Annotated in this window: 9 protein-coding genes and 1 pseudogene; 4 read left to right on the top strand and 6 right to left on the bottom strand. The window is 70.7% G+C overall.

Going from position 1 to position 12,908, the window contains the following annotated elements; translation table 11 throughout:
* From ACW5E8_RS11470 to ACW5E8_RS11460, 3 genes are read right to left on the bottom strand one after another with little or no spacing between them, the layout of a single operon-like run.
* The gene (locus tag ACW5E8_RS11470; RefSeq protein WP_456965652.1) at positions 1–603 is read right to left on the bottom strand and encodes a response regulator; all 603 of its coding nucleotides are present in this window, start codon (positions 601–603) and stop codon (positions 1–3) included.
* Positions 600–1,850: a sensor histidine kinase gene (locus ACW5E8_RS11465; protein ID WP_456965651.1), complete on the bottom strand. Its 1,251-nt coding sequence runs from the start codon at positions 1,848–1,850 to the stop codon at positions 600–602. Before ACW5E8_RS11465 ends, ACW5E8_RS11470 begins: the two co-directional genes overlap by 4 nt.
* 19 nt (positions 1,851–1,869) lie before the next feature.
* On the bottom strand, positions 1,870–3,723 hold the full coding sequence (locus ACW5E8_RS11460; protein WP_456965650.1) for a CIA30 family protein: 1,854 nt from the start codon (positions 3,721–3,723) through the stop codon (positions 1,870–1,872).
* Positions 3,724–3,877: 154 nt separating this feature from the next.
* Here ACW5E8_RS11460 and ACW5E8_RS11455 point away from each other — a divergent pair, with 154 nt between their 5' ends.
* Genes ACW5E8_RS11455 through ACW5E8_RS11440 form a run of 4 tightly spaced genes read left to right on the top strand, consistent with a single transcriptional unit; the run spans position 3,878 to position 8,397 of the window.
* Positions 3,878–5,122, top strand: coding sequence for an efflux RND transporter periplasmic adaptor subunit (locus ACW5E8_RS11455; protein ID WP_456965649.1), 1,245 nt, complete (start codon positions 3,878–3,880; stop codon positions 5,120–5,122).
* 52 nt (positions 5,123–5,174) lie between these two features.
* Complete coding sequence (locus tag ACW5E8_RS11450; protein ID WP_456965648.1) at positions 5,175–5,867, top strand: ABC transporter ATP-binding protein; 693 nt, start codon at positions 5,175–5,177, stop codon at positions 5,865–5,867.
* Positions 5,868–5,895: 28 nt separating this feature from the next.
* Complete coding sequence (locus tag ACW5E8_RS11445; protein WP_456965647.1) at positions 5,896–7,062, top strand: ABC transporter permease; 1,167 nt, start codon at positions 5,896–5,898, stop codon at positions 7,060–7,062.
* A gap of 9 nt (positions 7,063–7,071) precedes the next feature.
* A complete protein-coding gene (locus tag ACW5E8_RS11440; protein ID WP_456965646.1) occupies positions 7,072–8,397 on the top strand; it encodes an ABC transporter permease in 1,326 nt (441 codons plus the stop codon).
* Positions 8,398–8,481: 84 nt separating this feature from the next.
* Here the strand turns inward: ACW5E8_RS11440 and rarD are convergent, their stop codons facing one another.
* From rarD to ACW5E8_RS11425, 3 genes and pseudogenes are all read right to left on the bottom strand, one after another.
* Positions 8,482–9,390, bottom strand: a complete 909-nt coding sequence (rarD, locus tag ACW5E8_RS11435; RefSeq protein WP_456965645.1) for an EamA family transporter RarD — start codon at positions 9,388–9,390, stop codon at positions 8,482–8,484.
* Between the two features lie 134 nt (positions 9,391–9,524).
* Positions 9,525–10,427: pseudogene (yedA, locus tag ACW5E8_RS11430) on the bottom strand (drug/metabolite exporter YedA); the annotation flags it as partial.
* A gap of 210 nt (positions 10,428–10,637) precedes the next feature.
* Entirely contained in the window at positions 10,638–12,824 is a 2,187-nt protein-coding gene (locus ACW5E8_RS11425) for a carboxy terminal-processing peptidase (protein WP_456965644.1), read from the bottom strand.
* Positions 12,825–12,908 lie beyond the last annotated feature (84 nt).

The following is a 12,908-nucleotide window of genomic DNA, read 5'->3' as shown; positions in this document are numbered from 1 at the left end:
CTACAGCCAGCCCTTCTGGCGGGCCAAGCGTGCGGCCTCGATGCGGTTGCCGACGCCAAGCTTGCCGATCGCCTCTGACAGATAGTTGCGCACCGTGCCCTGCGAGAGGCCCAGCACGGCGGCGATCTCGCCCGCCGACTGTCCCTCGCCGGCCAGCCGCAACACCTGGCGCTCGCGCTCGTTGAGCGGATCGACTTCCGACCAGGCCTCGAGCGCGAGCTGCGGATCGATCGCACGACCGCCGTCGTGCACCTTGCGCAGCGCCGCGGCCAGCTCTTCGGCCGGGGCGTCCTTGAGCAGGTAGCCCCGCACGCCGGCGTCGAGCGCGCGGCGCAGGTAGCCTGCGCGCGCGAACGTGGTGACGATCACGACCTTCGTCACCAGCCCGTGGCGCTGGATGCGCTGCGCCAGTTCCAGGCCGGTGAGTCCGGGCATCTCGATATCGGTGACCAGCAGGTCAGGCGTGGTCCGCTGCAGCTCGCGCCAGGCCGCCTCGCCGTCTGCCGCGGTGGCCACGACCTCGATATCGGCCTCCATCGCCAGCAGGGCAGCCAGCGCGCCGCGCAGCATGGCCTGGTCCTCGGCAAGCACGATACGGATCATCCGACGCCCTCCACCGCCGCTGCGTCTGCGTCCGCGGCTGCGTCGGCGCCCGCGACGGGTTCGATCGCCGTCACGGCGGCCAGCGGCAGCCGCGCTTCAAGCACGGTGCCGCTTCCACGCGCTGACACGACGTGCAGGCTTCCTCCGAGCGCCTCGAGCCGCTCGCGCATGCCGCCCAGGCCGTTGCCTGGCGCAATCGCACCGCCGCGGCCGTCGTCGTGGATGCGCAGCAGCACGCCGTCCGCGTCCGCCCGCAGCGTGATCCCGGCACTGCGCGCACGGGCATGGCGCTGGATGTTGGTCACTGCTTCGCGCAACACGAGCGCCAGCGTGGTCTCTGCCGGTTGCGTCAGGTGGGCACCGGCCAATCCGCTCTCGTCCCAGTCGTGACGCAGCGATACGCCATCGCATTCCAGCAGCAGCTTGGCCGATGCCAGCTCGGCGGCGATGCCGGCCGCGCGGATGCCGCTGACCGCCGAGCGCACCTGCGCCAGCGCGTCGCGCGCGACCCGGCTCACGGCATCGATCTCGCTGCGCGCCGCCGCCGGATCGCGCTCCACCAGGCGCGCGGCGAGGTCGGACTTCAGCGCCACCAGCGACAGCGTGTGTCCGAGCAGGTCGTGCAGGTCGCGGCCGATGCGTTCGCGCTCGGCGAGCGCGGCCAGGCGGCGGATCTCGTCGTGCGAGAGCCTGAGCGCGGCGTCCTTGCTGTGGCCGACCTGCTCGGCGTGGATCAGCAGGCCGACGATCACCGTGACCAGTGGCAGCCAGACGAGCGCCTGCCAGGGATAGCCGACCGCCAGCGCGAGGCCGACGAACGCGGCATTGAGCACCGCGAGCAGCAGCAGGTAGCGGTACAGCGAACCGGCGCGCCAGCCGCGAAGCATCACGCAGCCGAACACGAAGTAGCTCATGCCCGAGGGATACCAGGGCAGCAGCACCAGGCTGAGCGCGACCATCCCCAGCGCGTAGTACAGCGCCTCCCGCCCGGGTCGGAGCAGCACCCCGGCGTACAACAGCACGAACAGCGGATACGACAGCAGGGTCAACGCCGCCCAGCGCAGGTCGTAGCCGCCGGGCACGAACAGCGGGGTAATGAACACCCACACCGTCCACATCAGGTGCACCCACTCGATCCACGGCGGCCGGCCCTGGCGCATCGTCACCGCGATGAGCGAATCCGGCGCCGGGGACAGCCAGGCGCGCCAGCCCTTGGACGCCGGAGGTGGAGTGACCGCTTGCCGCATGGGGCGATGATGCCCCATGTCAGCGCAGCTCGACCTGGTCGATGTACAGCTCGAACACACCCTCCGGCTGGCCGGCGGTGATCGCGATCGCGCGCAGCGTGGCCGCGTCGGCGCCGGCAAACGACGACAGCGGCATCCGCACCTCCTGCCAGTCCGGCCCGGCGACGAAGGACTGCATGCTCGGCATCGCCTGCATCGACGGGCCGGAGAACAGCATCGCCTGGTAGCTGCGGCCGTCGCCGCGCGCCTGGAACACCAGTTCGCTGCGCGCCGAGGCGTCGACCGGCTGCATCGGCTGCGCGCCGGGATGGAACATGGTGCCGGCCCAGGGGAAGGCGAAGCCTGGGCGGATCTTGCCCGTGACCCGCAGCGCGCCGCGTGAACCGGCCGCGCCGCCCTCGGACCAAGCCTGCTCCGCGACCGACGTGCCGCCGGCCATGGCGTCGGTGGTGATCTGCCAGCCGTGGCCGAAGCGCACGCCGGTACCGCCATCCTCGAAGTCGGCGACCAGGGCGCCCTCGGCGATCACGGGCGCCGCCGACGCCTGGTCGATGCGCTGACGGGCGACGGCGTGGCCGTTCTTCCAGATGCCGACGATGGCGCGCGTGGCTTCGATGTCGGCGGTCGGATCGCCCTCGACCAGCAGCAGGTCGGCGCGCAGGCCGGGCGCGATGCGGCCGCGGTCGTCGAGTGCGAAGCGGCGCGCGGGCAGGGAGGTCGCGGCGGCCAGCGCATCGGCCGGCGACAGCCCGGCGCGCACCAGCAACGCCAGTTCGCCGTGCAAGCTGATGCCGTGCGCGGTGCCGGGGTTGCCGGCGTCGGTGCCGGCGAGGATGTCGACACCGGCGGCGTGCAGCGCAGCCACGCTGCGCAGCGCCGCGTCGAGCTTCTGAGGGCGCGGCGGACCGGGGAAGGCGGCCGCGAGCGTGGCGCGCTGCTCCGCGTCCGTCCACGGCGACAGGCGCGCGTCATCGGCGAGCGCGGCGCCGCTGCCGTCCTGGGCGAAGCCCGCGATCACCGACAGCGTCGGCACGACGAAGCTGCCCGCGGCCTTCGCAGCGGCGACGAACTCCGGCGATGCGGCCACGTCGTGGAAGACGTGCACCAGTCCGTCGGCGCCCGACGCCACCGCGTGCAGCGCATCGGCCTGCGTGGCGGCGTGGACCACGGCGAGGCGCCCGTGCGCCTGCGCGGCAGCGATCGCCCCGGTCACCTGCGCCGGCGTGATCGTCGGCAGCCGGCGTCCCTCGGAGTGGGTGCTGAAGTCCTCGACGATCAGCTTGATGTAGTCCGATCCCTCGGCCACGCGCGCGGCAACGAAGGGCGCGGGGTCGGCACCGGCGGCGAGCGTGGGCACCGGGATGCCGAACTGCGTGCCATGGCCGCCCTCGGTGGTGACGGTGGCGCCGGCGGTCCACAGGTCGGCCCCGTCGACGGCGTCCAGCGATTCGCGCTGCGCGCGCAGCTGCGGGATGCGGTTCCAGTCGCCGAACATGTCCAGCTCGGCAGTGACGCCAAAGCGCAGGGCATCGCGCTGCGCGTGGCCCCAGCTATGGGTATGCGCATCGATGAAGCCCGGCAGCAGGGTCCTGCCGCCGCCGTCGACAACCTCGATGTCCGCGGGGATCGCGACATCGGCGCCCACGGCCTCGATGCGGCCGTCGCGGACGATGACATTGGCGGCGGGCAGCACGCGTTCGCCGTCGAAGACGCGCACGTCGGCGATGGCGAAGGCGGCGCCCTGCCCGCCCGAGGGCAGCGTCGCGGCGTGCGCGTTGTCTGCTGCGGGGCGCGTCTGGGCCTGGGCGACGACCGCGCCCGCCACGGCGACGGCGATGACGCTTGCGGCAAGGACCTGGGGCCAGCGTTTCATGGAAAGACTCCTGTTCGTCCGGTGTGCACACAGGCTGGACGCCTCCGGGTACCGGGTGCAGTCCAGCCGATCACGCATCGCGCATGACAGTCGTCAGGTGACGCTGCGGGCCCGATGCCGTCACACTCGGCCCCCTGCCACCGTCGGGGATTCCATGAACACGAAAGCAGACCTGCTGCGCGAACTCCGCATCGACCGCCAGCCCACGCCACCGCCCTCGCGGCGCGGCCTGTGGATCACGCTCGGCGTGGCCGTCGCCGTCCTGCTGCTTGCCGGGCTGGCCTGGGCGCTGCTGGGCGGCGAGCGCGGCGTCGAGGTGCGCACCGCCACCGCGGTCGCCACCGGCGGCGGCAACGGCGCCACGTCGGTGCTCGACGCCAGCGGCTACGTGGTCGCGCGGCGCATGGCCACGGTCTCGGCAAAAATCACCGGCCGCGTGCGCGAAGTGCTGATCGAGGAAGGCATGGCAGTGGAGGAAGGCCAGGTCATGGCCACGCTCGACCCGGTCGATGCCGATGCGCAAAACGACCTCGCCCAGGCCCAGCTCGGCGCCGCGCGCAGCCAGGCGGACTCGGTGCGTGCCCAGCTGGTCGAGGCGGAGGCACAGGCCAGGCGGCTTGAATCGCTTGTCGGGCAGCAGCTGGTGTCGCGCGCGCAGTTCGACCAGGCGGTGGCGCAGCGCGATTCGCTGCGCGCCCAGCTCACCACCGCGCAGCGCAATGCGCAGGTTGCCGGCGAGCAGCTGCGCATCAGCGACATCGGCGTCGACAACACCGTGGTGCGCGCGCCCTTCGCCGGCGTGGTCATCGCCAAGGCCGCGCAGCCGGGCGAGATCATCTCGCCGCTGTCGGCCGGCGGCGGCTTCACCCGCACCGGCATCGGCACCATCGTCGACATGGATTCGCTCGAGGTCGAAGTCGACGTCGGCGAGGCCTACATCGGCCGCGTGCAGCCGAAGATGCCGGTCGAGGCCACGCTCAATGCCTACCAGGACTGGAAGATCCCGGCCGAGGTGATCGCGATCATCCCCACCGCCGACCGCGGCAAGGCCACGGTCAAGGTGCGCGTGGCGCTGAAGGAGAAGGACCCGCGGATCGTGCCGGACATGGGCGTGACCGTGAGCTTCCTGGAGCGCGCGCCGGAACCGGCCGACGACGACACGCCGCGCGGCGTACGCGTGCCAGCGGCGGCCGTGGCCGCGCGTGACGGCGGCGATGTCGTCTTCGTCGTGGCCGGCAGCGGCGACGATGCCGTGGCCGAGCGGCGCAGCGTCAGCACCGGCGGCACCGGCGGCGCCCAGCGCACCGTGCTGTCCGGAATCGCCCCGGGCGAAACCGTGGTGCTCGATCCGCCCGCCGGACTCGCGGACGGCGACAGCATCCGCGTCACTGCCGAGTAATCCGTTCTGCGCATGTTCCGCGCGCCCCACGCATCCACCAAGAGGCATGCCCATGACCACCCTGGTATCGATCCGCAACCTCAGCAAGTCCTACCAGCGCGGCCCTGAAAAGGTCGAAGTGCTGCATGGCCTGGACCTGGACATCGCATCCGGCGATTTCGTCGCGCTGATGGGCCCGTCGGGTTCGGGCAAGACCACGCTGCTCAACCTCATCGGCGGCCTTGATGCGCCCACCGGCGGCGAGATCGAGATCGACGGCCAGCGCATCGACAGCATGGGCGCCGGGCAGCTGGCGACATGGCGCAGCCGCAACGTCGGCTACGTGTTCCAGTTCTACAACCTGATGCCGGCGCTCAGTGCGCAGAAAAACGTGGAGTTGCCGCTGCTGCTGACGAAGCTCGGCGGCGCGCAGCGCAAGCGCAACGCGCAGATCGCGCTGGAACTGGTGGGCCTGTCCGACCGCACCTCGCACAAGCCGTCCGAACTGTCCGGCGGCCAGCAGCAGCGCGTGGCGATCGCGCGCGCCATCGTTTCCGACCCCACCCTGCTGATCTGCGACGAGCCCACCGGCGACCTCGACCGGCAGTCGGCCGAGGAGATCCTGGGCCTGCTGCAGGAGCTCAACCGCGAACACGGCAAGACCATCGTGATGGTGACGCACGACCCGAAGGCGGCCGAACACGCCAGCCACACCCTGCACCTCGACAAGGGCGTGCTGGTCGAACAGCAGTCGCACGCGGCATGAGCCGCGCCGGCAACCGGAGGAGGTCGACATGAAGTACTTCCACCTGGTCTGGGCGGCGCTGTTCCGGCGCAAGACCCGCACCTTCCTGACGCTGGCCTCGATCATGGCCGCGTTCCTGCTGTTCGGCCTGCTCGACGGCATCCGCACCAGCTTCGCCCAGCTCGGGCAGAACGCCGACGGCGCGCAACGCCTGCAGACGGCGTCGAAGCTGTCCTTCATCGAGACCCTGCCGCTGTCGCTGCAGTCGCGGATCGTGGCCATCGATAACATCGAGGCCGTGACCCACGCCAACTGGTTCGGCGGCACCTACCAGGGGCCACGCAACCAGCTGTTCACGCTCGCCGTGGCGTCGAACTACCTCGAGCTTTATCCGGAGGTCGAAGTCGATCCCGCGCAGCTCGAGGCCTGGAAGCGCAACCGCACCGGCATGCTGGTCGGTGAAACCATGATGGAACGCTTCGACTGGAAGGTCGGGCAGCGCGTCCCGCTGCAGTCGGCCATCTATCCCAACAGCGACGGCACGCTGGACTGGGCCTTCGACATCGTCGGCGTGCTGCGCACGAAGGACGGCGAGGGCGGCGGCTTCACCGGCGCGATGATGCTGATGCACTACGACTACTTCGAGGAGTCCACGCCCTACGTCGACGGCGACGTCGGCTGGTACATCAGCCGCGTGTCCGACGTGCGCCGCAGCGACGCGGCGGCCAAGGCGATCGACGCACTCTCGGCCAACTCGCCGCACGAGACCAAGACCATGAACGAGCAGGCGGCGATGGCCTCGCAGCTCAAGCAGATGGCCGACATCGGCCTGATCGTGGGCTCGATCATGGGCGCGGTGTTCTTCACCCTGCTGCTGCTGACCGGCAACACGATGGCGCAGGCGGTGCGCGAACGGACTTCGGAGCTTGCGGTGCTGAAGACGATCGGCTTTTCCAGCACCAGCGTGCTGGCGATGGTGCTGGCCGAGTCGATGCTGATGGTGGTCATCGGCGGCACGCTCGGCCTGGGCCTTGCATCGGTGATCGGCAAGGCGGCCACCGCCGGCAGCGGCGGCATGGTCAACCTGCCGCCGGTGGGTGTCGAAAGCTGGATGCTCGGACTGGGGCTGATGCTGGCCATCGGCCTGCTGGTGGGCGCGCTGCCGGCGATCCGCGCCATGCGCCTGAACATCGTCGACGCCCTCGCGGGCCGCTAGGAGCACGCCATGAAGAAGCTCAAGTCCTTCCTGCGCGGTACCGGCCTGGTGCTGCTGCTGGTCGCGTTCCTCGCGGCCTGGATCCTGCTGCCGTGGCAGGCGCTGCTCGCGGTCGCGGTGGCCTTCGCGCTGTGGATGCTGCTCACCCGCAGCGGCCGCCAGGCAGCATCCGTCACCCGGGTCGGGGTCAGCACGCTCTCGCAGCGCCTGGGTTCGTCGTCGGTGGTGATCATCGGCATCGCCGGCGTCGTCGGCGTGCTGGTGGCGCTGCTGGCCATGGCCGAGGGCTACCGGCACACGGTCAGCAGCAGCGGCGACGAGACCACGGCGATCGTGCTGCGCGGCGGCTCCGCGGCCGAGCTGATGTCGGTGATCTCGCGCGACGCCATCACCACCATCGAGCGCGCGCCGGAGATCGCCCGCGACGCAGAGGGCCGGCCATTGGCCTCGCCCGAACTGGTGGTCGCGGCCAACCTGCCGATCCGCGGCGGCGACGCCGGCGTGGACGGCAGCGTGCAGCTGCGAGGCGTCGGCGACATGGCCTGGGCGGTGCGGCCGAACGTGCAGCTGGTCGAGGGCCGGCGCTTCGAGACCGGCATGCGCGAACTGGTGGTCGGCACGGGTGCGCGCCGCCAGTTCCTCGGCCTGGACCCCGGCAGCGAAGTGCGCCTGGGCAACCAGTCATGGACGGTGGTCGGCGTGTTCGAGTCGGGCGACTCGATGGCGTCCGAGATATGGGCCGATGCGGAGGTGGTCGCCACCACCTATCGCCGCGGCAGCAGCCGCGCCTCGGTGTTCGCGCGGCTGACCGATGCCTCGGCGTTCAACGCCTTCAAGGCCACGCTGGCCGCCGACCCGCGGCTGCAGGTCGAGGCCCAGACCACGCTGGAATACTTCCAGGCGCAGTCCGAAGGCATCTCCAAGGTGCTGCGCATCATCGGCATCGTGGTCGGTTCGATCATGGCCATCGGCGCGGTGTTCGGCGCGCTCAACACCATGTTTGCCAGCGTCGCCTCGCGTGCGCGCGAAATCGCCACGCTGCGCGCGATCGGCTTCCGCGGCATCCCGGTGGTGGTGGCGGTGATGCTGGAAACGATGCTGCTCGCGGCGATCGGCGGCGCGCTCGGCGGCCTGCTGGCCTGGCTGGTGTTCAACGGCTACACCGCGTCGACCCTGGCCGGCGGCATGTCCCAGCTCACCTTCGAGTTCAAGGTCTCGCCAGGGCTGCTGTGGGAAGGCCTGAAGTGGGCGCTCGCCATTGGCTTTGTTGGCGGTCTGTTCCCGGCCCTGCGCGCGGCCACCATGCCGGTGACCGACGCCCTGCGCGCGGCCTGAAGGCCGCGGCGCCCGCGCCTGCACGGGGCTGCGCGACAGCAGCACCTGCAGGCGCGGCGGATGCGCCTCGCAGCCGCGGGCGGCTCAGGCCTGCTGGGCCACGATCCGCCGCCGCGCGCGGATGAAACCGTCGATGGCGAACACCGCCAGGCCGATCCAGATCACCGCGAAGCCGATCGCGCGGTCGCGGCCGAAGGACTCGCCGAACACCAGCACGCCGCACAGCAGCTGCAGCGTCGGCGCAAGGTATTGCAGCAGGCCGACCGTCGTCAGCGACACCTGGCGGACCGCATAGGCAAAGCCGATCAGTGGCAGCGCGGTGAGCGCGCCGCCGAGCACCAGCAGGAGGTTGCTGCCCAGGCCCCAACGCAGGTCCGAGAAGCCGCCGCTGCCGCCCAGTTCAAGCCAGGCCAGCAGGCCCGCGGCGGGAACCAACAGGTAGAGGTTCTCCACGCCCAGCCCGGCCACCGCGTCCACCTGCGCCTGGCGGCGGATCAGGCCATAGAGCGCGAACGAACCCGCGAGCGCCATCGCGATCCACGGAAAGCTGCCGTAGTTGAAGGTCAACCACAGCACGCCGCAGGCCGCCAGCGCCACCGCCACCCACTGCGCCGGCACCAGCCGCTCGCGCAGGAAGACCACGCCGATCACCACGTTGAGCAATGGATTGATGAAGTAGCCCAAGCTGCTTTCGACCACGTGCCCGGCGTTGACCGCCCACACGTACAGGCTCCAGTTGAAGCCGATCAGCATGCCCGATGCGAACAGCATCAACGCCAGCCGCGGCTGCGAGAGCACCGCGCGCAGCCAGCCGCGGCCGCGGGTGAGCGTCAGGTAGGCCGCCACCAGCACCGCCGACCACAGCGCCCGGTGCGCCACCACCTGTAGCGAGGGCACGTGCTTGAGCAGGTGCCAGTACAGCGGCATCAGGCCCCAGATGATGAAGGCCCCCACCGCCATCCACAGGCCGCGGGTATGGGTGCTGGTGCTCATCGACGCACGACCGCGTCGGGCGCGGGCGCCGGGGTCGATGTGGCCTGCGTGGCGGAGCCGTCGGATTCCGCGGCCACTGCCAGCCCCGCGGCCACCACGGGCGTCGCGGCGGCGATCTGCCGCGCGCTGCGCCTGCGCCTGCCGGCGCTGACCGTGATCGCGACCACGCCAACCAGGATCACGGCCATCGCGCCGAGGTCGTTGATGCCGAAGCGCTCGCCCGCCAGCCACGCGCCCAGCAGCACCGCGATCAGCGGGTTGACGTAGGCATAGCTGCCGGCAAGCGTCGCGCGCACGTTCTGCAGCAGCCAGGCATAGGCCGAGAACGCCAGGATCGAACCGAACACCGCCAGGTAGCCCAGCGACAGCGTGCCGCGCAGCGTCGGCATGGCGGTGATGCGTTCACCGAGCAGCCAGCCCGCGACCAGCATCAGCACGCCGCCGCACAGCATCTGCGAGGCCGCGGTCATGAAGGGCTGCGGCAGGGCACGGCCGCGGCTCCAGATCGACCCGAAGGCCCAAGCCAGCGGCGCGATCAGGAGCGCGATCAGCCCCTGCGGCGAGGCCGTGAGCGCGCTGCCGACGTTGAGCCAGATGACGCCGGCGAAGCCGATCACCAGCCCCGCAAGTTCGATGCGCGAGGGGCGCTCGCCGCGCAGCGCCGCGAACAGGCCCATCCACAGCGGGCACGAGGCCACGGCCACCGCGGCCAATCCCGACGACACCGTCTGCTGCGCGATGCAGACCATGCCGTTGCCGAGGCCAAGCAGCAGCGTGCCCATGATCGCGAGGTCGCGCCATTGCGCCCGGGTCGGGGCTGGCACCTTGCGCGCGCGCAGCACCGCATACAGCAGCCCGCCCGCGGCCAGGAAGCGGATGCCCGCCATCAGCAGCGGCGGATAGCCGCCTTCAAGCGCGAAGCGGATGCCGAGGTAGGTCGAACCCCAGACCAGGTAGAGCGCGGACAGCGCAAGCGCGACCGCGATCGCGGCCGGCGGCGGGCGGGTGGAAGCAAGAGACGGCGAAGCGGCACCCATGGTGGCGTCCGGGGCGTTGGAGTGGGAGGGAGATCGGTCGACGGGAGTCCGCCGGCCGAGGCGGTGATTCTACTCCGCCGCCCGGCCTTGGCCGCACCCTCGCCCCTGTGGGAGCAGCTACAGCTGCGATCAACGTCCGGCATTCAAGGAGCAGGCCGACAACGACCTATCGCAGCTATAGCTGCTCCCACAAACAGCTTGCTTCAGCTCTCAGCGCGCCCAGCGGCCGGGGCCCGTGGACTCCGGCAGTACCGCCGCCGACAGCTGGCGGTCGGCGTTGAGCAGGCGTACCGCATCGGCAAGGATCGCGGCGGTTTCGCGCAGCAGCGGGTCGGGGCGCTGTTCGGCGGCTTCCTCGCGCGCCGTGTCGGCAGCGATGTCGCGCTCGTTGGCGGTCAGGCCGTCGTCGGCGGCAAGCTCGGCCAGCGGATCCAGGTCCAGGCCCAGGCGCTTGCGTTCTTCCTGGCGATCGGTGCGCTTCGCCGCCTGGCGATCGCGCTCGGCGCGGCGTTCGGCCTCGTTGAGCGAGATGTAGTCCTTGTCGGCCTCGGCGCGGAACTCGGCCACGTCTTCCTTCCACCACTGGAACTCGCGGTCGGCGGCCACGCGGCCGGCATGAAGCTCGTCCAGGCGCGGGAGCAGCGGCGCGAAGTTGCCGTACTGCGTGTGCGGCACCGCCGAGATGCGCGTCCAGGGCAGCGCGTTGTCGTATGTGCTTTCGCCGAACTCGCTGCCGTTGACCGTGGCCGGGAAACGGATGTCGGGCACCACGCCCTTGTTCTGGGTGCTGCTGCCACCGGGCAGGAAGAACTGGGCGATGGTCATCTTGACCTGGCCGTGGCGCGTGCCCTCGTTGGCCGGCCAGCGGTCGAGGTCGAACAGGTTCTGCACCGTGCCCTTGCCGAAGGTGGTCTCGCCGATGACCAGCCCGCGGCCATAGTCCTGGATGGCGCCGGCGACGATCTCGGAAGCGGACGCCGAACCGCGGTTGACCAGCACCGCCAGCGGACCCTCCCAGGACACCCCGGCCTTGCGGTCGGCCTCGACGTTCACCCGGCCACCCGACTCTCGCACCTGCACCACCGGGCCGGTGTCGATGAAGAGGCCGGTCAGCTCCACCGCTTCGTTGAGCGAGCCGCCGCCGTTGTTGCGCAGGTCCAGCACGATGCCGTCCATGCCCTGCTCGCGGAACTCGCCGAGGATCCGCGCGACGTCGCGAGTGGCCGAGGCGTAGTCGCCGTTGCGGCTGCGCCGGCCCTCGAAGTCCTGGTAGAACGCCGGCAGCTCGATCACGCCGATGCGCTTGGCATCGCCGACCGGGCTTGCGGGAATGTCGATCACCTTGGACTTGGCCGCCTGCTCTTCCAGCCGCACCTTGGCGCGGGTGAGGGTGATGCGCACGGGTTCGCTGTCGAGCAGCGCCTCCACCGGCACCACGTCCAGCCGCACCTGGCTGCCGGCCTTGCCCTTGATCTTTTCGACCACGTCGTCGATGCGCCAGCCGATCACGTCTTCCATCGGCCCGCTCCGGTCCTGGCCGACGCCGACGATGCGATCGCCGGGGGTGAACTTGTTGCTGCTCGCGGCGGGGCCGCCGGCGATCAGCTCACGGATCACCACGACGTCATCCTGCTTCTGCAGCTGCGCGCCGATGCCTTCCAGCGACAGCGACATGCTCTGGTTGAACAGGCCGGCGGTGCGCGGGTTGAAGTAATCCGTGTGCGGGTCGATTGAAGAGGTGTAGGCGTTGAGGAAGGTCTGGAACGCGTCTTCGTTGTTGAGCTGGGCGACGCTGGTGGAGATGTTGGCGTAGCGCTTGTCGAGCGTCGCGCGGATCTCGGACGGCTCCTTGCCCGCAAGCTTCAGGCGCAGCCAGTCGTTGCGCACAGACTTCTTCCACAGCTCGTCGAGCTCCGCGCCGTCCGCGGCCCAGGCCGCGTCCTCGCGGTCGTAGTACCAGCGCTCCTCGCCCTCGAAATCGAAGATGTCCTGCTTCAGCAGGCTGCGTGCGTACTCCACGCGCTGGTCCACGCGCTGCTTGTAGACCGCGTACATCTCCATCGCCGGCCCGGTGTCGCCATTGCGCACGGCTTCACCCATGCGCGACTCGAAGGGCTGGAAGCGTGCGACGTCGGCCGCGTCCAGGAACAGCTTGTTGCCGTCCAGCGCTTCCAGGTAGCGACGGAAGATGTCCTGCGACAGGGTCGCGTCCAGCCCACGCGGCCGATAGGCGTAACGGCTGTCGGACAGCAGGCCGTAGACCAGCTTCGACGTGGTCGCGTGGTCCGCGGTCGGTGCCGCCGGGATTGCGTCTCCGTCCGCGCGCGCCATGAGCGCCAGCGGCATCGCGAGGGCCAGCGCAATGGCGGTGGCGGACAGGGCTTGGCGTGCTTTCATGCGTTCGGCTCGGTGCTCACGTGGGGGGCGCAGCGTCCTCGCACCATGCCGTTTCCGGATAGGGGCCGGACAGTGCTGGAAGTC

It is taken from the genome of Luteimonas sp. A649 (genome assembly GCF_054072735.1).
Note: the sequence above shows the minus strand (reverse complement) of the source record. Positions and strands in the feature narration are given on the sequence as shown.

What these genes read in the sequence shown, in the direction of transcription:
- ACW5E8_RS11470 (WP_456965652.1), bottom strand. Translation starts at nt 603, where the DNA reads ATGATCCGTATCGTGCTTGCCGAGGACCAGGCCATGCTGCGCGGCGCG.
- ACW5E8_RS11465 (WP_456965651.1), bottom strand. Translation starts at nt 1,850, where the DNA reads ATGCGGCAAGCGGTCACTCCACCTCCGGCGTCCAAGGGCTGGCGCGCC.
- ACW5E8_RS11460 (WP_456965650.1), bottom strand. Translation starts at nt 3,723, where the DNA reads ATGAAACGCTGGCCCCAGGTCCTTGCCGCAAGCGTCATCGCCGTCGCC.
- ACW5E8_RS11455 (WP_456965649.1), top strand. Translation starts at nt 3,878, where the DNA reads ATGAACACGAAAGCAGACCTGCTGCGCGAACTCCGCATCGACCGCCAG.
- ACW5E8_RS11450 (WP_456965648.1), top strand. Translation starts at nt 5,175, where the DNA reads ATGACCACCCTGGTATCGATCCGCAACCTCAGCAAGTCCTACCAGCGC.
- ACW5E8_RS11445 (WP_456965647.1), top strand. Translation starts at nt 5,896, where the DNA reads ATGAAGTACTTCCACCTGGTCTGGGCGGCGCTGTTCCGGCGCAAGACC.
- ACW5E8_RS11440 (WP_456965646.1), top strand. Translation starts at nt 7,072, where the DNA reads ATGAAGAAGCTCAAGTCCTTCCTGCGCGGTACCGGCCTGGTGCTGCTG.
- rarD (WP_456965645.1), bottom strand. Translation starts at nt 9,390, where the DNA reads ATGAGCACCAGCACCCATACCCGCGGCCTGTGGATGGCGGTGGGGGCC.
- ACW5E8_RS11425 (WP_456965644.1), bottom strand. Translation starts at nt 12,824, where the DNA reads ATGAAAGCACGCCAAGCCCTGTCCGCCACCGCCATTGCGCTGGCCCTC.